This window comes from Veillonella montpellierensis, assembly GCF_947090115.1.
Taxonomy (GTDB): Bacteria; Bacillota; Negativicutes; order Veillonellales; family Veillonellaceae; genus Veillonella; species Veillonella montpellierensis.
Genome location: NZ_CAMUMS010000003.1, coordinates 43,652 through 62,290, shown reverse-complemented (window position 1 = coordinate 62,290; position 18,639 = coordinate 43,652). Strand labels below are relative to the sequence as shown.

The following is an 18,639-nucleotide window of genomic DNA, read 5'->3' as shown; positions in this document are numbered from 1 at the left end:
GGCTATCACTGATGGAAGACATAAGAAAGAAAACACAGATTGAAGAAATGGATCGTGGCGTTTACGACATAAAAAATGACTTCGATTATTCTTTTAAATCTGATGCAGGATTAACTGAAGATATCATCCGCGAAATCTGGTCCAATAAAAATGAACCAGAGTGGATGTTAGAAAAAAGATTAGAATCTTTAAAAATTTATCACTCCCTAGATATCCCTAATTGGATGCCAGATATAAGTGGATTAAACATGGACAGTATTATTACCTATGTAAAGCCTAAAGTGGATATGAAAGGGAATTGGAATGATGTACCAGAAGATATAAAGAGTACCTTTGATCGATTAGGTATACCTGAAGCTGAAAAAACATCATTAGCTGGTGTGGGTGCTCAATATGACTCGGAAGTTGTCTATCACAGTATTCAAGAAGATTTAGTAAAGCAAGGTGTTGTATATACTGATATTGAAACAGCATTACACGACTATGAAGATATTGTAAAAAAATACTGGATGACTTTAATCCCTCCAACTGATCATAAATTTGCCGCTTTACATGGCGCCGTTTGGTCTGGTGGATCTTTTGTCTATGTGCCAGCTGGTGTAGAAGTAGAAATTCCATTACAATCATATTTCCGCTTAAATGCACCTGGAGCTGGTCAATTTGAGCACACAATGATTATTATTGAGGAAGGGGCTAAAGCTCACTTTATCGAAGGTTGTTCTGCACCTAAGTACAATGTGGCCAACTTACATGCTGGTGCGGTTGAATTATTTGTAAAAGATAACGCATCCTTACGCTATTCAACTATTGAAAACTGGTCCAAAAATATGTACAATTTGAACACTAAACGCTGTTCCGTTGGCAAAAATGGTACAATTGAATGGGTATCTGGTTCCTTCGGTTCCCATGTATCATGTTTGTATCCTATGAGTATTCTAAAAGGTGAAGGGGCCCATTGTGAATTTACTGGCGTTACCTTTGCCGGAGAAGGCCAATTCTTAGATACCGGTTGTAAAGTAGTTCACGCTGCTCCTTACACAACAAGTAATGTAAACTCTAAATCTATTTCTAAGAGTGGTGGTGCAGCTATTTATCGTGGTTTAACTAAAATAGCCGCCAATGCAGAACATTCAAAATCTACTGTATCCTGTGAATCACTAATGTTAGATGAAATTTCACAATCCGATACAATTCCAACTATTATTGTAGAAAATGATAATGTGGATTTAGGACATGAAGCTAAAATTGGCCGTATTTCCGATGAAGCTATTTTCTACTTAATGACTCGTGGTATTAGTGAAGAAGAAGCACGTGCTATGCTAGTTCGTGGCTTTGTAGAACCTATATCTAAAGAATTGCCATTAGAATATGCAGTAGAAATGAATAACTTGATTACTTTAGAGCTTGAAGGCTCTATCGGTTAGGAGGTAATGATGAACAACACATTATTGTTTAATGAAGTGCCTAGACCAACTTTCCGATGGTTACAAGTTAATCATACTGAAGGTTGTGTATGGGGTAATGATATTAATTCTGGTGTAGTAACTATAAGTGCTAATAAGGATATAATCACACCATTAGCTGATCAATCACTATTAAAGGATACCTATACAGGCGTTAATGCACATGTATTAGACGCTGTAGCTAATCACTTTTTTGAAGGCTATACGGTACATGTACCAGCTAATCATAAAGAATCTATTCAAATTGATATTGCTGTGTCTGGCAAAGGTAATGCGTCTCGTACACGTATACAATTACATGTGGACGAAGGTGCTGAATTAACTGTCACATACTATTTACACGGAAACACAGAAGAACCATCACATTTGCAGTTATTTACTGAGTTATATGCAGGATCTCAAGCTAAAGTAACTATAAAAAAAGTCCAACTATTAGGTGATAATGTACAACACTTTGAACATCGCTATGCTAATTATGGCGAACAATGCGATGTAAAATTTATAAACATTGAAGTCGGTGGTCAAGAAAATTATTATTCATTTGATAATGATTTATCTGGTAAGGAAGCTTCATTAATTCATGATCTTGCTTATATAGGTAATGAATCTCAAAAGTTTGATATTTCTATGTTAATGACTCATATTGGTAAAGCTACCTGTAGTGATATTCATACATTAGGTGCCTTGCGGGATACATCAAAAAAATCATTCCGTGGAACCTTGGATTTTCTTCGTGGTAGTGTGGCTGCTGAAGGTGCTGAAGAAGATACATGCTTACTATTAGATCCAACGGTAAAATCAGTATCCTTACCATTATTATTATGTAAAGAAGACAATGTAGTAGGTAACCATGCTGCTAGCGCCGGACAAATTGATCAAAGTAAATTATTTTATTTGATGAGTCGTGGTTTTAGTGAAAATGAAGCAAAACATATTATTGTTGAGTCTATGATTCGACCTGTTATTGATCGTATCGGAGATAAACTAATTGAAGAAGCAGCATTAGAAGCTGTACGTAAGAAGATATAAGAAGATATAAGAAGGGGTAGTATGAATTCGATTGCAGACGCATATAAAGATTTTCCCATTTTAAAAAGAAAACATAATGGAAAGCCCATAATTTATTTGGATAGTGGTGCAACAGCACAAATTCCACAACCTGTGATGGATGCCTTAATCGAACATATGTCGATGCATAACGGGAATCCTCATCGTGGCTCTCACATATTAGCAGTGGAAGCTTCCGAAGCCTATGAGAATGCACGAAACCGCGTACAACAATTTATTAATGCTAAACACCGTGAAGAAATTATATTTACTCGCAATAGCACAGAAAGCATGAATCTTATTGCTCATAGTTATGGCGTAAATAATTTAACAAAAGGTGATAAAATCGTCATCACTATAGCAGAACATCATGCGAATCTAGTAACTTGGCAATACGTAGCACATCAGACTGGTGCAACATTAGAATATATGTATTTAGATGAATCTGGTCATCTAGCTGATGGAGAAATTAATAAAATTGATAGTCACACTAAAATTGTTGCCTTTGCTCACGTAAGTAATGTATTAGGCATGGAATTTCCTTATAGAGATTTAATAAAACGTGCCCATGAAGTAGGCGCTGTTGTTGTTCTTGATGGTGCTCAATCAACGCCACATATGAAAATTGATGTACAAAATTTAGATTGTGACTTTTTTGTATTCTCTGGACATAAAATGTGTGCCTCTCAAGGGATTGGTGTTTTATATGGAAAACGCCATTTATTAGAAACGATGCCACCATTTTTGTTAGGTGGGGATATGATTGAATATGTAAAAGAACAATCGACTACATTCAATGAATTACCCTATAAATTTGAAGCTGGTACGCCCAATGCCCATGGGGCAGTAACATTACATGCGGCTATCGATTACTTAGAAAGTTTTGGTATGGATACAATCGAGGCGTATGAAGAATCATTAGTAGCCTATGTATTACCTAAAATGTTAGAAATACCGCATATTAATGTATTAGGCTCAAAAAATCCTAAAGAAAAACATGGCGTTATTGCCTTTACAGTTGATGATGTACATCCTCATGATGTAGCTACTATTATGGATAGTTTTGGCATTGCTATTCGTTCTGGTCATCACTGTGCACAACCATTAGGGGCCTTTTATCATATACCTGCTTCTAGTCGACTTAGTATGTATATTTATACTAGGAAAGAAGATTTAGATGCCTTTTTATTAGCCTTGACTAAAGTTAGATCTACTATGGGATTTAAGGATTAGGAGTTATGCCATATGGAAATGGATCAATTATATACTGAATTAATTTTGGAACATAATCAAGATAAACGTAATAAGCACGCATTAAATGAATTTACCGTATCCGAACATGGTCATAACCCAAGTTGTGGTGATGATTTGACATTACAAGTCAAAATAGAAGATGGCATGATAAAAGATGCCGCTTATACAGGCTCTGGATGTGCTATTAGCCAAGCTTCCGCCTCTATGATGATTGATATTATTAAAGGTAAATCCGTAGAAGAAGCATTGCGTTTAGTTGAGTTATTCTTAGGAATGATAAAAAAAGACGTAACTGATGATGAAAAATTAGAAGAATTAGAAGATGCAATTGCATTAAAAAATATTTCTAATATGCCTGCCAGGGTTAAATGTGCTGTACTTGCATGGCATACATTAAAAGAAGCATTGATAAAATAATAAGGGGATAAAGCATTATCAAAAAATGTGACTTTCATACAATAGAGAAAAGTTAAGGCTATTCGTTCGACTTTTCTCTATTTTTATAATATACATAAAAAAGATTCAAAATAATATGCACCATTCTCGCTGACTATCTAATAAACGGGAGATAGAAGATTATTTTCATTGGTATTTTATAACCATTAAGAATACGAATATCACTCCATGTATGTAATCAAATTGGCGAAATATAGTAATAGATTTCTATGAAATTATGATATGGATAAAAAATAGTACCTTTCTGTATTGATACAGAGAGGTACTATTTTTAGAGCAGTATATCATATATGATAAAATAAATTTTTACAGGTTTATTGCTTAATAAATAAAAATATAGTTATAATGCATCCATTTCTTTCAGCAAAGCAACAATTTTACTCGCACAATTTTTACCTTTACAAGAACCAGTCATAGCACGTGTTTGTTCTTTAATTTGTGGAATTGATGTGCAGCCATTATGAATGGCTTCTTTTAATGTTTTACGACTAATACTCCGACAAGTACAAACTTTTGTATACTTGTCTAAAATACTGTCTGGAATAGTTTGTGTTTCAAAATCCATTATAGTCTCCTATATTACATTAAATAAATACTTATTATTCTAATTTTCTTCCTTATTTCTATCATACAATTAAGTACATCTAGTATAGATAAGGTGGGTGATGTTTGTATAAGAAATTTCCCCTCACAAAGAGTAATCTATACGAAAACTAAAAAATCTAAAAATATACGATTGTAGATTAAATAATTAGAGTCTGCTTTCATATACATCTAAGAACTCACTATGGTGTATTATTTGAATCATATTCCTCACTGTCTTTTATTTGATAGGGAAGTACATTAGCTTCTTTTAGTAACGCTACAATCTTAGCGGCACAATATTTACCTTTACACATTCCTAACGTAGCACCAGTTTGTGATTGAATTTGTTTCATTGTACATGCGCCTTGATTGATAGCTTTTTTTATCGTATACGTAGTGATGCCACGACAAGTGCATATTTTAGTATGAGTATCTCTAAGACAGTAATTTATAGTTGTAGTAGATTTCATAATATTTCTTTCATATTTTTTATTATTTCTAAATTTATCTATATATAGTGTATCATAGTTATTACTTAGAGTCTATGCTAACCCAATTAAAACCAGTATAATAGTAACATCATATAAATTAGGAGGATACCATGAGTAGAATGAAAAAAATAGATACAGCAAATGATAATCGTATCATCTATTTAGCTGGAGGATGCTTTTGGGGTGTAGAAGCATATATACAACGTATATATGGTGTTATAGAAACCGAGGTTGGCTATGCAAATGGCATAACTAATCATCCTACGTATGAGGAAGTTTGCACAGATACAACGGGATTTGCAGAAACTGTAAAGGTAATCTATAACCCATCCCATATTAGTTTATATCGTTTATTACATTATTACTTTCGAATTATTGATCCCACTAGTATAAATCGACAAGGTAATGATATAGGAAGTCAATATAGAACAGGTATTTATTATATAGATCAAAAGGATGTTGATACAATTACAGCCATGTGTTCACATATAAGTTCTCTATATAAAGATCCTATTGTTGTCGAAGTGGCTCCCCTAGAAAACTTTTATAAGGCAGAAGACTATCATCAATCATACTTGGCAGCAAACCCTCATGGCTATTGCCATATTCCACAAACTATTATGAATGAACCATTGATTATCAAAGATGAATATACATGTCCTGATATAACTACACTGAAAGACACTTTACCTAATTGGTCCTATTATGTAACACAAGAAAATGGAACCGAACCACCATTTTCTAGTGAATATTATCAAAATATGTTACCAGGCATCTATGTAGATATTACAACAGGAGAACCTCTATTTTCTTCAAATGATAAATTTGATAGTCATTGTGGCTGGCCTAGTTTTTCTAAAAGCATTAGTAATGATGTAGTTATTTATTCACGTGATACATCACATAACATGGTTCGTACAGAAGTAAAAAGCAGAGTAGGTAATGCACATTTAGGTCATGTATTTGATGATGGTCCCTCTGAATTAGGTGGTAAACGATATTGTATTAATGGGGCTGCTTTACGATTTATTCCTTTGGATAAGTTAGAAGAAGAAGGCTATGGTTATTTATTACCTTTATTTACTAGTAAGGAGTAAGGACATGAAGTTAGTTGTATTTGATTTAGATGGCACATTAACTGATTCCGCAGAGGGCATAAAGAACTCTATAAAATCAGCTCTAGAAAGTGGAGATTTACCAATTCCTACTAATGACATTTTAAATTTATTTATTGGACCTCCTATTGTCGATTCATTTAAAGAGCATTGTCATATGGATGATACAGAAGCACATATATATTATCAAGCATTTAGAAAACGATATGTATCAATTGGAAAATTTGAAAATAAAGTGTATCAAGATATTCCTTATGTGTTATCTACCTTACGAAAGAAAAATTATATACTGGCTGTTGCAACGGCTAAGCCAGAAGAACAAGCCAGAGAAATATTAGAACATTTTCAATTAGCATCATATTTTCATGTGATTAAAGGTGCTAATTATAACACAGGTATTATTCGAAAAGATGGAATTTTGCATGCAGCATTAGAGGCCTCATATCAGTTATTACCATCTAATTGTAATTATACCGTTCAATATATGGTTGGTGATCGTATGTATGATATGCATGCAGCTAAAGAATACGACTGCAAAGGGATTGGTGTATTATATGGATATGGTACATTAGAAGAATTAAAAAAAGCAAATGCTACATATCTATGTGATACACCGTTAGATGTATTAGATGTTATTTTGAAAAATGATTACACCTAAAATAAAAAAAGACAGTAGATGAAATAATCTACTGTCTTTTTTTATTTTGCTTTGTAATGGCTTTAAATACTTTCGTACCGGTTGACTTTAATTTTGTCCCTGTTTGTTTAATTTGAATGCGTGTGCGATTAACTCGTCCTAATGCAGTTAATGTAGTACGACGACGAGGCTTCATATCTCGTTCTGAACCGAAATCAGCTCGACGAATGCTAGTAGCTTTTACTTTTTCTGCATGAAATGCACGTTTTAATTCTTTCATTAATAGCGTAGCAGGTACGGTGTTATTAAATTCATAAATATCTACTGCTACATACCCTAATTCTGGATAGGTATGAAGACAAACGTGAAAATGAGGTGCAATAGCAATCAATACAATTTCATCATCCATTACTTGACAACTTATTTCATCAATATGTTGATTAGCAACTTCCATAGCGGTAGCTAAGCTCTCTTGTAATAAAATAGGAGATGATACGGATTCGCCTAAACAGGCATAAAAATCAATCAATAAGTGCTGTCCTAATGCTTCTGACACGGATATATCATCCTTTCAAATAGATTTTATAATTATAATAATTGACATATCGTAACATACTTTAATTATATAAACTATATACATAGTATATTGGTACTCATTATCATACCATATATTGGGTAAAAGTAAAATATATAGTCTTAAGATTGTATAGAGTTGACATTTATTACTAAGTTACCTATACTTTAAATATAAAAGACAAAAAGTCAAAAATAGTTTTTTCTAAGGTTAGGTGATAGATATGAGTATTTTGGCAGATAAAATTGAACAATTTATACTCGATAAAATAACAGAAGATCCTGAACAAAATATATTACGACGCAATGAATTGGCTGATAAATTAGAATGTGCTCCTTCACAGATTAGTTATGTATTGAGCACTCGATTTTCTAATGAAAAAGGATTTATTGTAGAATCAAGACGTGGCTTAGGAGGGTATATTCGTATTACTCGTATTCCTATTGAACTTGACAAAAACCTTCCTGCACCTATGAATAACCAGGAAGTGTATCAACAAGATTTACAAACACAATTATACCAGGAACGACTTATTGAAATAGATGATATTGATAAAGAATTATATACATTGATACAATCAAAAGGTATGACGCATCGAGAAGCAATGCTTATGCATGACGCATTTACTAGTCTTATTGAAACAACGCGTTCTGATCGAAGAAATCAAGCAGTACGTGCATTATACAAAACAATGCTTTCTACTTTACAGGAGGTTGTGTAAGGCCATATGGCAAAATTAGGAAAGAAAAAGACTGTATTCTTTTGTAATGAATGTGGTGCAGAAAGTCCTAAATGGATGGGGCGATGCCCACAATGTGGACAGTGGAATACACTAGTGGAAGAAGTAATGTATGATACGCCACTAAAAAGTCAAAAAAATTCTACTGTAAGCGAATCTAATAATAAACCTACACCGATCAATACAATTGAAGTAACGGATATAAAACGTATTTCAACAACGCTCATAGAAGTAGATCGCGTACTAGGTGGTGGCATTGTACCAGGCTCACTTATATTACTCGGAGGAGATCCAGGTATTGGAAAATCTACTTTATTATTACAAGTGTCTGCACATATAGCCTCCACGAAAGGTATTGTTCTATATGCTTCTGGAGAGGAGTCGCAGCTACAATTAAAGGTACGTGCTGAGCGGCTAGGAATTAATAATACTACGTTACATGTATTAGCGGATATTAATTTAGACTATATTTTATCACAAGCACTAGTGGTGCACCCAGCCTGCATTATTATTGACTCTATTCAAACTATGTTTTGCGATACCATTGATGCAGCACCTGGAAGCGTTAGCCAAGTGCGCGAATGCACCGCACGATTACTACGATTTGCTAAGGAAGAGAATATACCTATTATCATCATTGGTCATGTAACCAAAGATGGTAATATTGCAGGGCCACGCATGTTAGAACATATGGTGGATGTAGTTCTTTATTTTGAAGGCGAGCGCTCTTATCAATTTAGAATTTTACGGTCTATAAAAAATCGTTTTGGGTCTACCTCTGAAACAGGTATTTTTGCCATGAAAGAATCAGGTCTTGAAGAACTAAAAGATCCATCCATTTCTTTATTAGCCGAACGATCTGACGAAGAAAATGGCTCTGCAGTTATGATCTATTTAGAGGGTCTTAGGCCTTTATTAGTAGAGGTACAAAGTTTAGTAGTAGCTACTGCATTTGGAATGCCTCGTCGCACTTCTATCGGCTATGATTTAAATCGTCTCATTGTACTACTAGCTGTATTAGAAAAACGGTGTGGCTGTACACTCAGTAATAAAGACGTATATGTCAATGTTATTGGCGGTCTTAAAGTAAATGAACCTGCCTGTGATTTATCAATTGCTGTTGCTATCGTATCCAATTTAAAAAATCGTTCAGTTCCATCAGATATGATTATTTTAGGTGAAGTTGGACTAACTGGTAATGTAAGAAGCATTCCTCGCATTGAACAACGCATAGGGGAAGCAAAAAAATTAGGATTTAAACGATTCATTATACCGAATGGTAATATGGCACAAGTAACAGATACTTCTAGCATTGCCATTCGTGGCGTAAAAACGATTCAAGAAGCAATGCACTTAGTATTTACTTCATAGAATATAATATAAATATAGTATCCATGAAAGGAGGTGAGCTTATGTTATTCAACTTATTACGATATGTAATTGCCATTTTAATTGGAATTATGGGATTTATGGTTGTTGATAGTGTTATGCCTATGTTATCACCTATAATTGCTATGAAATTTCTAAATTTTGGCATTTTAGGCGTTTCTGCCGTTAAAATTATCGCTATCGTATTAGGCGGTGTTATTGGAGGTATTATCGGCTATATAGTTTCAGCTTCTATTTTATTACAAGGTTTACATATATCGAAAATATTAGAGCGAATCTTATCACGTATTCCTAGTAAAGATCTTATTGCCGGCGCCATTGGATTATTATTTGGACTTATTATTGCTAACTTAATTGGTGTCGCTTTTTATCGTGTTCCATTTGTAGGGCCTTATATACCTATAGTGCTAAGCGCTATTTTAGGATATTTAGGTGTAAAATTAATGGTACAAAAAGGGCCGACTCTATATTCAACATGGATTGAAAACAAAAATGCCCACAAAACAAGAGAACTTACAGTAACAGATGAATTACTGAAAGGTAGTGCAAAAAAACGATTTACTGCACAAACAGTAGCAAAACTAATAGATACATCTGTTATCATTGATGGACGCATTAAAGAATTATGTAAGACTGGATTTATAGAAGGTCCATTAGTAATTCCTGTATTTGTTTTAGAAGAATTGCAACTGATTGCTGATTCATCAGATTCTCTAAAGCGCACAAGAGGACGTCGCGGGTTAGATATGCTTCGAGAAATGCAGGAATTAAATATCATAGATATTATAATCATTAATGATGATTATCCAGAAATTCAGGAAGTAGATACCAAATTAATGCGTCTTGCCTTAGATAAACACTTAAAATTATTGACAACGGATTTTAACTTGAATAAAGTGGCTAGTCTACAAGGAATACACGTATTAAACCTAAATGAACTAGCTAATGCAATGAAATCAAGCTTAGTATCTGGTGAATGGATTCGCGTTGATATTATTAAGGCTGGAAAAGAAGATAATCAAGGCATTGCTTATTTAGATGACGGAACTATGATTGTCATTGAAGATGGTGGTCCCTATATTCATCAGAGCATCGATGTAATGGTAACCTCTATCTTACAAACTAATGCGGGAAAAATGATATTTGCTCGTGTTGATGGACAAAAAGATAGTAATAATTAAATATGAAGGATAATTATGATAAGTTGTATTCTATTAGCGGCAGGGTCAGCCCGCCGTATGAAAGCAAAAGAGAATAAAGTGTTTCTTTCCTTGGGGCCTTTATCAGTATTACAATGGGACTTATTTCATCTGTTAGATGTAGATGATATAGCACAAGTAATTATTGTCGGGGCTACTCATGAGTTAGATCGGTTAAAACGTGAGTCACATAATTTTCAAAATTATGTAACTCATACATTACATCGAAAAGTTCCTTACATAATAGAGTATGTTGCAGGTGGAACAGAACGTCAAGATTCAGTACGAGCAGGGCTTTCCAAAGTAATGGATACTACTGATATCGTTCTTGTCCATGATGGTGCAAGACCAGTTGCAAAGGCAAAATTATTTAATGATGTTGCTATATCTGCCAAACAACATGGTGCTGCTGTAGCAGCTATTCCTGCTATTGATACAATTAAACGGGTCGATGAAAAAGGATTTATACAAGAAACATTAAATCGAAACGAATTATATCATATGCAAACACCACAAGGATTTAAAAAAGATCTGTTTAAAAAAGCTCATCAAAATGCCAAAATACATAACTATGTAGGAACAGATGACGTATCATTAATTGAATTATTGGGAGCACCTGTTAAAGTCATTACAGGTGATTACCGTAATGTTAAATTAACGACTCCCAATGATATCCCTGTTATAAAAAGTCATTTAGGTATTTTTGAAAGTGAGGAAAACTCTATGATGCGAGTTGGATTCGGCTATGACATACATCGTTTTAAAAAAGGGCGTCCCTGTATATTGGGAGGTGTTTTGATTGATTCTCCAATAGGACCAGACGGTCATTCTGATGCTGATGTTCTTATCCATGCATTAATGGATGCTTTATTAGGTGCTGCTGGTTTACGTGATATTGGTTATTATTTCCCACCCAATGATGAAACCTTTAAAGATATTTCTAGTATGAAACTACTAAAAAAAGTAATTTCTTTATTGAAAGAACATAGCTTTCAAGCTTATAATATAGATATTATGGTAATTGCAGAAGCGCCAAAGTTGAAACCACATATTGAGGCCATGAAACTGAATATACACACTATAATGAATATTCCAGTAGATCGAATCAGTATCAAAGCAACTACCAATGAGCAACTTGGTGCTATTGGTCGTCACGAAGGAATTGCTGCGCAAGCAGTAGTTTCTATTTACGAAATAAAATAACAAGGAGAGATTATTATAATGAGTACAATGAAAGTTCGTTTTGCTCCCAGCCCTACAGGCCCTTTTCATATCGGAGGAGCTCGTTCTGCCTTATTTAACTGGCTTTTAGCTAGAAAAGAACAAGGTACTTTCCTCGTCCGCATCGAAGATACAGATTTAGCACGTTCCAGTAAAGAAAGTGAAGAAAATATTAAAGCTGCTTTGCGTTGGCTAGGAATGGATTGGAATGAAGGAATTGACGTAGGGGGTGATGCTGGACCTTATCGTCAAACAGAACGATTAGATATCTACAAAAACGTTGTAGACCGTCTACTAGCTGAAGGAAAAGCATATTATTGTTACTGTACACAAGAAGAATTAGATGCAGAACGTACTAAACAAATGAACAAGGGGGAAACTCCTAAATATAATGGTCATTGTCATCAATTAACAGAAGAACAAATTGAAACGTATAAAAAAGAAGGCCGTAAACCTACTATTCGCTTACGAGTACCATTAAATGAAACTTATGTTGTAGAGGATATGGTACGTGGTAACGTATCCTTTGAATCTAATGGCATTGGAGATTTTGTCATTGTAAAATCAGATGGCATGCCTGTATATAATTTTGCCGTTGTAGTAGATGACCATACAATGGGAATCACACATGTTATTCGTGCAGAAGAACACTTGTCAAATACACCACGTCAAATTGCTATCTATAAAGCATTAGGCTGGTCTATACCTAAATTTGGACATATTTCATTAATTTTAGGCAAAGATTATAAAAAAATGTCTAAGCGTCATGGTGCAACCTCAGTAGATCAGTATCGTCAATTAGGATATTTACCAGATGCACTCATAAATTTTTTAGCACTATTAGGATGGTCACCAGAAGGAGAACAAGAATTATTCACCAAAGATGAATTGATACAGGCTTTTTCTATGGATCATGTAGCCAAAAATCCTGCGGTATTCGATATTGATAAATTAAACTGGATTAACTTTAACTATATGAAAAAACTTACTAATAACGAATTGTTAGAGTTGTGCTTGCCACATTTACAACAAGCTGGCTATGCGCCTAGTACACTAACAGAAGAGCAACGAGATTGGTTTACAATGTTATGTGCTACTGTGCGTGATCATATTAGTTTTGGTGCACAAATTGTCGAACACGTCGCTCTTTTCTTTGCTAATACAGTAACACTTGAAAAAGAGCACAAAGATGAGTTACTAGCTGTACTAGCAGAAGAAAGTGCAAATACAGTATTAACTAGTTTTCATGATAAATTATCCGCCATGGAAATTCTATCACCAGATGAAGTTAAAGCAGCTATTAAAGCAGTTATGAAAGAAACAAAACTAAAAGGTAAATTTGTATTTATGCCAATTCGCGTCGCATTAACTGGACAAATGCATGGACCTGATTTAAATAATATCATCACATTACTAGGCAAAGACACATGTCTAAATCGTTTGACCCATGTTAGCGATTTATTAAACTAGCAATAGGTATCCATAAAAATAGTGCATCTTACATATAAGGTGCATTATTTTTATTTATGTAGAAATAGCTCATTATTGTATACACTATTGATTTTTCTCTGAAAAGAAATCATGGGGAAGATTTTCTCTAGTCTATAAAATGAATATAAGCACCTACTGCATTTATAAAAGTATACAGCATCTCCAATATGGCGAAACTAATTAGAAGCTTAGTAAAAAAGAGCGCCCTATGACATCTAAAGTAACTAAGGATTTAAATTTATATAGACATAGCGATTAACATACATACACTGCCAATGAATCGACATAAAATCGAAATAATTTGACAACTCATATCTATCAATATATAATTATTGTATATTGATAGACATAAAGGCTATGATTGAAAGAAGTACTTTAAAACTAACGTTTGAGCGAGAACTGATGGTGAGAGGGTTTACGGATAGATAAAGGAAATGCCTTCAGGAGCTGACATTCCGATATGTAGGATTGTACGGTATCGTCCGTTATGCGTTTGAGTGATTGTGTACTACAATTAACAGAGTGGAACCGCGGGCCATCGTCTCTGTATGAGATGATAGGTCTTTTTTTATGTATAGATACGTTAAGAAATTGGAGGCATCGGTAACGATGAGAGATATTACTGTATTTAATACCATGACAAGAAGTAAAGAGTTATTTAAACCTGTTCATGAGGGAGAGGCAAAAATTTATGTCTGTGGCGTAACACCATATAACCACCCTCACATTGGTAATGCTCGCCCCTTTGTTACATGGGATGTGATTAGAAGATATTTAACGCATGTAGGTTATAAAGTTACATTGGTGCAAAATTTTACCGATATTGATGACAAAATTATTAATACATCGAATGGAGAAGGCGTAGCTTGGAGTGTAATTGCCAATCGTTATATTGATAGTTATTTTGATGTAATGGACGCACTTCATGTAAAACGAGCTGACATATATCCACGTGTATCAGAACATATGGAAGATATTATTACTATGATTAAATCATTAATTGACAATGGCTATGCTTATGAACTAGATGGTGATGTATATTACAGTGTAGAAAAATTTGAAAACTACGGAAATTTATCTGGTCGCACATTAGAAGATATGCAAGCTGGTGCCCGTATTGACGTTGATGATAGAAAACATAATCCTATGGATTTTGCACTTTGGAAAAGTGCTAAACCGGGCGAGCCCTCTTGGACAAGTCCTTGGGGCGAAGGACGACCTGGCTGGCATATTGAATGTTCTGCTATGAGTAAAAAATACTTAGGTGAAGAATTTGATTTCCATGGTGGTGGTAGTGACCTTATTTTCCCACATCATGAAAATGAAATTGCTCAATCAGAAGGCTGTTCTCATCATCATCCATCAGTTCGTTATTGGTTACACAATGGATTTATTACAATTAATCAGGAAAAAATGAGTAAATCCTTAAATAATTTTTTCCTAGTTAAAGATATATTAGAACAGTACACACCTGATGTGTTACGATATTTCTTATTAAGTACCCATTATAGAAGTCCTTTGGATTTCAGTGATGAACGACTAGACGAAGCTATTAAATCCTTAGAACGATTTACTACGGCTATTGAAAATGTACTGTATCTAGAATCTTGCCCTGAAGGACCATGTGCTGAAGAAGCAGCTACATTGTTAGATAAAGCTAACGATTATAAAGAGGAATTTGAAAAAGCTATGTGCGATGACTTTAATACAGCACTTGCCAGTTCTTCTATGTTTGGCTTAGCCAAAGAAATTAATATTTATTACCAAATTGTACAAAGCAGTAACGGAACTGTATGTAAAGAAACATTAGCTACTGTAAAAGAAATTTTTAAATTCATGACAGATATCATTGGTATCTTATCATCTGCATGGAATGGAGCTAAAAACAGTAATAGTGCTAAAGAATATGATGAACTAATGAATGTTATCTTGCATATACGCCAAACATGTAGAGAGAAAAAACAATGGGAGTTAGCCGATACAATTCGCGATAGCTTGTCAGATATAGGCATTACTATTGAAGATTCTCCACAAGGAGCACGGTGGAAAAAACGTGAAATTTAAACAGTATCAATTTTTACGGCAAGAAGCAATTAAACGCCTAAAAGCAAAAGAAATACGTAGTGCGTATGAAAAAATATCACTCCCTATTGATATAGCTAAAACTTTAGATCCTATTATGTTAGCCTATATTGGCGATGCAGTATATTCCATGTATGTACGAGTAGAATTATGTAGCATTTCTATTAGCAAAGTACAAATTTTACATGCATTAGTTACTGATTTTATTAACGCCAAAGCACAAGCTACATCATTTGTAACTATTTCTAATTTATTAAACGAATCTGAAGCACTCATAGCTAGACGTGCTAGGAATAGTCATGTTAATGTACCCAAGAGCAGTAGCGTTCAAGAGTATAGAGCTAGTACTGCATTTGAGGCTATATTAGGTTTTCTATACATTACAAAACAAAAAGAACGGCTCAATTCATTCATGGATACAGCATTTTCCATTACATTAGAAACGCTGTAGTTAGAGAGGAGATAGGTGTGGACAATTATATTGTAGGAAAAAATGCTATACGAGAAGCATTGCGTGCCAATCGTTCTATACAACGTATATTAATTGATGACAGCAAAGATTCTTCTGCTTTTAGAGATATACTAGGCTTAGCTAGAGAACAAGGTGTGGAAATTAGAACAATTAAAGCTAAACACCTTCAAAAATATGCTGATACTATCCCCCATCAAGGAATTGTGGCGCTCGTTAGTAGTATCAAATTTCAAGATTTAGGCGATATATTACAGCGTTTCTCTAAAAGTACAGCACCACTACTAATTTTGACAGATGGTATTGAAGATCCTCACAATATGGGAGCCATTATTCGTACAGCTGAATGTGTTGGTGCCACAGCGGTACTAATTCCTAAGCGACATAATGCACCTATCAATGCTACGGTTGCCAAAACATCGGCTGGTGCCATTGAATCTATCCCTCTCATACAAGTAGGCAATGTGGTACAAACCATTACCATGTTAAAAAAGCAAGGCTTTTGGGTGATGGGGGCTCATATGGATGGAGATAAAACTTTATATGAAGCCGATATGACAGTACCTACTGTACTAGTTATAGGCAATGAGGGAAAAGGAATTAGTCGTCTTGTTAAAGAATCCTGTGATTTTCTAATTAGAATTCCCATGAATGGTGTTATTAACTCTCTAAATGCATCAGTGGCTGCTGCAGTTCTTATGTATGAAGCGTTGCGCCAGAGGTTAGTATGAATAAGGATATTTTAATTATAGATGGATATAATGTCATTTTTTCCTGGATAGACTTACAATCACTAGCCAATGAATCATTGGAGCATGCACGTCTACAATTACGTGATATATTACTAAATTATGGAAAGTATAAAGGTTACTTTATCATATTAGTGTACGACGGACAATATGCTCATACAATGCCTAAAGAAGAATATATTACAGATGATTTTATTGAAGTATATACTTCACCGGGATTAACAGCAGACTCGTATATTGAAAAGAAAGTATTTGATGAAAAAGGGCAATATAAACATATTTATGTAGTAACCTCAGACGGAGCTGAACAAACGCAAATCTTAGGTTCCGGAGGATTACGTATTCCTGCTCGCGAATTATGGAGAATGGTTCAACTTTCAAAAGAAGAAGAACGGAACCATTATAAAAATGACCATACAAGAGATGCTATACAAATCAAACGTAATGAACTAGGATCTTTACTAGATACTTCCATATCAGAAAAATTAGAAAAAATACGTCGTGGATTAAAATAATCTATTGCAGTTTGATTTTTATGATGTGTATCTATCATTATTGGTTACTCTTTTTTAGATACGAATCATATGTTGCAGAATACTATATATATTTCATAGACCTTATCTATACAGATACTTCGTAGAGATATTTTTATGTATTTGATAGAAAGTTGCAGAATTAATAACTATCAAGTATAATGGTATGTATATTTGTTTTATTAATAGGACAAGGATACTATGGATACGATACATAAGGAAACATCTGACTATAGGACTATGACAGATGAAACTCTTATTAAACTTGCACAAACAAAAGATGATGACTCTGCTATTGATTTCATTGTAAACAAGTATAAAAATTTTGTTCGTGCTAAAGCAAGATCCTATTTTCTGATGGGAGCTGATTATGAAGATATTATTCAAGAAGGAATGATTGGATTGTATAAAGCTATCCGCGACTTTAAGCCAGAAAAACAAGCTTCATTCCATGGTTTTGCTGAAATCTGTATTGTTAGACAAATGATTACAGCTGTTAAGGCTGCCACTAGACAAAAACACATGCCGCTTAACTCATATATATCTTTAAACAAGCCTATCTATACAGAGGAATCTGAACGAACCTTGATGGATATGCTTTCAGAAAGGGCGATTACTGATCCAGAAGAATTGTTAATTAGTCAAGAACAGTTCAAAGATACTGAATTAATGATGGGAAAAATGTTAAGCAACCTAGAATGGGAAGTCTTATTAGCATATTTAGATGGTAAACCTTACCAAACCATCGCTGAAGAAACAGGTCGTAGTATAAAATCAATCGATAATGCATTACAACGTGTAAAACGTAAATTAGATAAGTATTTAGAAGAGCGCTTAGCTAAAGAACAGAATGTATAGTAATTAAGAAGGGTGATTATTGTGAGAACATTTTTAATGGTAGTCGAAGTAATTGTATCTATTCTATTAATTTTATCAGTAATTTTTCAATCTTCTAAAACAGCCGGAATGGGAAGTGGTGTTTCTGGTGCCGCTGACCAATCATTTGGTGGAAGAGAAACTGGATTAGATGGCTTTTTATCAAAGTGTACGATTATATTAGGCATTATTTTTGCGGTCTTAAGTCTTATACTTGGTGCCTATCTTAATCAATATTAATCAAAAAGCCTGCTATGCAGGCTTTTTTC

At 34.1% G+C, this 18,639-nt stretch carries 20 protein-coding genes and 1 other annotated feature; of the genes, 17 read left to right on the top strand and 3 right to left on the bottom strand.

The window, feature by feature from the left end:
- Positions 1-11 precede the first annotated feature (11 nt).
- The 4 genes from sufB to sufU are packed head-to-tail and all read left to right on the top strand — an operon-like array spanning position 12 to position 4,181.
- On the top strand, positions 12-1,424 hold the full coding sequence (sufB, locus tag P6940_RS02275; protein WP_038151709.1) for a Fe-S cluster assembly protein SufB: 1,413 nt from the start codon (positions 12-14) through the stop codon (positions 1,422-1,424).
- Positions 1,425-1,433: 9 nt separating this feature from the next.
- A complete protein-coding gene (locus P6940_RS02270) occupies positions 1,434-2,492 on the top strand; it encodes a SufB/SufD family protein (RefSeq protein ID WP_277293085.1) in 1,059 nt (352 codons plus the stop codon).
- A 21-nt stretch (positions 2,493-2,513) separates the two neighbouring features.
- Complete coding sequence (locus P6940_RS02265; RefSeq protein ID WP_277293084.1) at positions 2,514-3,743, top strand: SufS family cysteine desulfurase; 1,230 nt, start codon at positions 2,514-2,516, stop codon at positions 3,741-3,743.
- A 12-nt stretch (positions 3,744-3,755) separates the two neighbouring features.
- A complete protein-coding gene (sufU, locus tag P6940_RS02260; RefSeq protein ID WP_038151704.1) occupies positions 3,756-4,181 on the top strand; it encodes a Fe-S cluster assembly sulfur transfer protein SufU in 426 nt (141 codons plus the stop codon).
- A 379-nt stretch (positions 4,182-4,560) separates the two neighbouring features.
- Here sufU and P6940_RS02255 read toward each other — a convergent pair whose 3' ends face one another.
- Together P6940_RS02255 and P6940_RS02250 are read right to left on the bottom strand one after the other, a co-directional pair.
- Entirely contained in the window at positions 4,561-4,785 is a 225-nt protein-coding gene (locus tag P6940_RS02255) for a (2Fe-2S)-binding protein (protein ID WP_028257074.1), read from the bottom strand.
- A 220-nt stretch (positions 4,786-5,005) separates the two neighbouring features.
- Positions 5,006-5,275, bottom strand: a complete 270-nt coding sequence (locus tag P6940_RS02250) for a (2Fe-2S)-binding protein (protein WP_051211951.1) — start codon at positions 5,273-5,275, stop codon at positions 5,006-5,008.
- Between the two features lie 131 nt (positions 5,276-5,406).
- On the opposite strand from P6940_RS02250, the gene msrB reads away from it, so the two are divergent.
- The gene (msrB, locus tag P6940_RS02245) at positions 5,407-6,393 is read left to right on the top strand and encodes a peptide-methionine (R)-S-oxide reductase MsrB (protein ID WP_071838021.1); all 987 of its coding nucleotides are present in this window, start codon (positions 5,407-5,409) and stop codon (positions 6,391-6,393) included.
- Positions 6,394-6,397: 4 nt separating this feature from the next.
- Positions 6,398-7,069 carry an HAD hydrolase-like protein gene (locus tag P6940_RS02240; protein WP_277293083.1) on the top strand — a complete coding sequence of 224 codons (672 nt, stop codon included), beginning with the start codon at positions 6,398-6,400 and terminating at the stop codon, positions 7,067-7,069.
- 28 nt (positions 7,070-7,097) lie between these two features.
- Here P6940_RS02240 and P6940_RS02235 read toward each other — a convergent pair whose 3' ends face one another.
- Complete coding sequence (locus P6940_RS02235; RefSeq protein ID WP_028257072.1) at positions 7,098-7,604, bottom strand: S-adenosylmethionine decarboxylase family protein; 507 nt, start codon at positions 7,602-7,604, stop codon at positions 7,098-7,100.
- A 241-nt stretch (positions 7,605-7,845) separates the two neighbouring features.
- Between P6940_RS02235 and P6940_RS02230 the strand changes: the two genes are divergently transcribed.
- The 11 genes from P6940_RS02230 to secG all read left to right on the top strand — a co-directional run bounded on the left by P6940_RS02230 (position 7,846) and on the right by secG (position 18,610).
- Complete coding sequence (locus P6940_RS02230) at positions 7,846-8,343, top strand: CtsR family transcriptional regulator (protein WP_028257071.1); 498 nt, start codon at positions 7,846-7,848, stop codon at positions 8,341-8,343.
- A gap of 6 nt (positions 8,344-8,349) precedes the next feature.
- Positions 8,350-9,732 carry a DNA repair protein RadA gene (gene radA / locus P6940_RS02225; RefSeq protein ID WP_277293082.1) on the top strand — a complete coding sequence of 461 codons (1,383 nt, stop codon included), beginning with the start codon at positions 8,350-8,352 and terminating at the stop codon, positions 9,730-9,732.
- 41 nt (positions 9,733-9,773) lie between these two features.
- Positions 9,774-10,931: a PIN/TRAM domain-containing protein gene (locus P6940_RS02220; protein ID WP_277293081.1), complete on the top strand. Its 1,158-nt coding sequence runs from the start codon at positions 9,774-9,776 to the stop codon at positions 10,929-10,931.
- A 15-nt stretch (positions 10,932-10,946) separates the two neighbouring features.
- The gene (ispD, locus tag P6940_RS02215) at positions 10,947-12,152 is read left to right on the top strand and encodes a 2-C-methyl-D-erythritol 4-phosphate cytidylyltransferase (protein WP_277293080.1); all 1,206 of its coding nucleotides are present in this window, start codon (positions 10,947-10,949) and stop codon (positions 12,150-12,152) included.
- Between the two features lie 18 nt (positions 12,153-12,170).
- Complete coding sequence (gltX, locus tag P6940_RS02210) at positions 12,171-13,640, top strand: glutamate--tRNA ligase (RefSeq protein ID WP_277293079.1); 1,470 nt, start codon at positions 12,171-12,173, stop codon at positions 13,638-13,640.
- Positions 13,641-14,009: 369 nt separating this feature from the next.
- Positions 14,010-14,210, top strand: a binding site (T-box leader).
- Positions 14,211-14,270: 60 nt separating this feature from the next.
- Positions 14,271-15,725: a cysteine--tRNA ligase gene (gene cysS / locus P6940_RS02205; protein WP_277293127.1), complete on the top strand. Its 1,455-nt coding sequence runs from the start codon at positions 14,271-14,273 to the stop codon at positions 15,723-15,725.
- On the top strand, positions 15,715-16,194 hold the full coding sequence (locus P6940_RS02200; RefSeq protein WP_038151694.1) for a Mini-ribonuclease 3: 480 nt from the start codon (positions 15,715-15,717) through the stop codon (positions 16,192-16,194). The genes cysS and P6940_RS02200 overlap by 11 nt, the downstream gene beginning before the upstream one ends.
- Positions 16,195-16,211: 17 nt before the next feature.
- Positions 16,212-16,943, top strand: coding sequence for a 23S rRNA (guanosine(2251)-2'-O)-methyltransferase RlmB (gene rlmB / locus P6940_RS02195; protein ID WP_028257064.1), 732 nt, complete (start codon positions 16,212-16,214; stop codon positions 16,941-16,943).
- Complete coding sequence (locus P6940_RS02190) at positions 16,940-17,476, top strand: NYN domain-containing protein (RefSeq protein WP_038151693.1); 537 nt, start codon at positions 16,940-16,942, stop codon at positions 17,474-17,476. The genes rlmB and P6940_RS02190 overlap by 4 nt, the downstream gene beginning before the upstream one ends.
- Before the next feature lie 219 nt (positions 17,477-17,695).
- Positions 17,696-18,352, top strand: a complete 657-nt coding sequence (sigH, locus tag P6940_RS02185) for an RNA polymerase sporulation sigma factor SigH (protein ID WP_277293078.1) — start codon at positions 17,696-17,698, stop codon at positions 18,350-18,352.
- Between the two features lie 21 nt (positions 18,353-18,373).
- Entirely contained in the window at positions 18,374-18,610 is a 237-nt protein-coding gene (gene secG / locus P6940_RS02180; RefSeq protein ID WP_156004851.1) for a preprotein translocase subunit SecG, read from the top strand.
- Positions 18,611-18,639: the final 29 nt, after the last annotated feature.

What these genes read in the sequence shown, in the direction of transcription:
- sufB (WP_038151709.1), top strand. Translation starts at nt 12, where the DNA reads ATGGAAGACATAAGAAAGAAAACACAGATTGAAGAAATGGATCGTGGC.
- P6940_RS02270 (WP_277293085.1), top strand. Translation starts at nt 1,434, where the DNA reads ATGAACAACACATTATTGTTTAATGAAGTGCCTAGACCAACTTTCCGA.
- P6940_RS02265 (WP_277293084.1), top strand. Translation starts at nt 2,514, where the DNA reads ATGAATTCGATTGCAGACGCATATAAAGATTTTCCCATTTTAAAAAGA.
- sufU (WP_038151704.1), top strand. Translation starts at nt 3,756, where the DNA reads ATGGAAATGGATCAATTATATACTGAATTAATTTTGGAACATAATCAA.
- P6940_RS02255 (WP_028257074.1), bottom strand. Translation starts at nt 4,785, where the DNA reads ATGGATTTTGAAACACAAACTATTCCAGACAGTATTTTAGACAAGTAT.
- P6940_RS02250 (WP_051211951.1), bottom strand. Translation starts at nt 5,275, where the DNA reads ATGAAATCTACTACAACTATAAATTACTGTCTTAGAGATACTCATACT.
- msrB (WP_071838021.1), top strand. Translation starts at nt 5,407, where the DNA reads ATGAGTAGAATGAAAAAAATAGATACAGCAAATGATAATCGTATCATC.
- P6940_RS02240 (WP_277293083.1), top strand. Translation starts at nt 6,398, where the DNA reads ATGAAGTTAGTTGTATTTGATTTAGATGGCACATTAACTGATTCCGCA.
- P6940_RS02230 (WP_028257071.1), top strand. Translation starts at nt 7,846, where the DNA reads ATGAGTATTTTGGCAGATAAAATTGAACAATTTATACTCGATAAAATA.
- radA (WP_277293082.1), top strand. Translation starts at nt 8,350, where the DNA reads ATGGCAAAATTAGGAAAGAAAAAGACTGTATTCTTTTGTAATGAATGT.
- P6940_RS02220 (WP_277293081.1), top strand. Translation starts at nt 9,774, where the DNA reads ATGTTATTCAACTTATTACGATATGTAATTGCCATTTTAATTGGAATT.
- ispD (WP_277293080.1), top strand. Translation starts at nt 10,947, where the DNA reads ATGATAAGTTGTATTCTATTAGCGGCAGGGTCAGCCCGCCGTATGAAA.
- gltX (WP_277293079.1), top strand. Translation starts at nt 12,171, where the DNA reads ATGAGTACAATGAAAGTTCGTTTTGCTCCCAGCCCTACAGGCCCTTTT.
- cysS (WP_277293127.1), top strand. Translation starts at nt 14,271, where the DNA reads ATGAGAGATATTACTGTATTTAATACCATGACAAGAAGTAAAGAGTTA.
- P6940_RS02190 (WP_038151693.1), top strand. Translation starts at nt 16,940, where the DNA reads ATGAATAAGGATATTTTAATTATAGATGGATATAATGTCATTTTTTCC.
- sigH (WP_277293078.1), top strand. Translation starts at nt 17,696, where the DNA reads ATGGATACGATACATAAGGAAACATCTGACTATAGGACTATGACAGAT.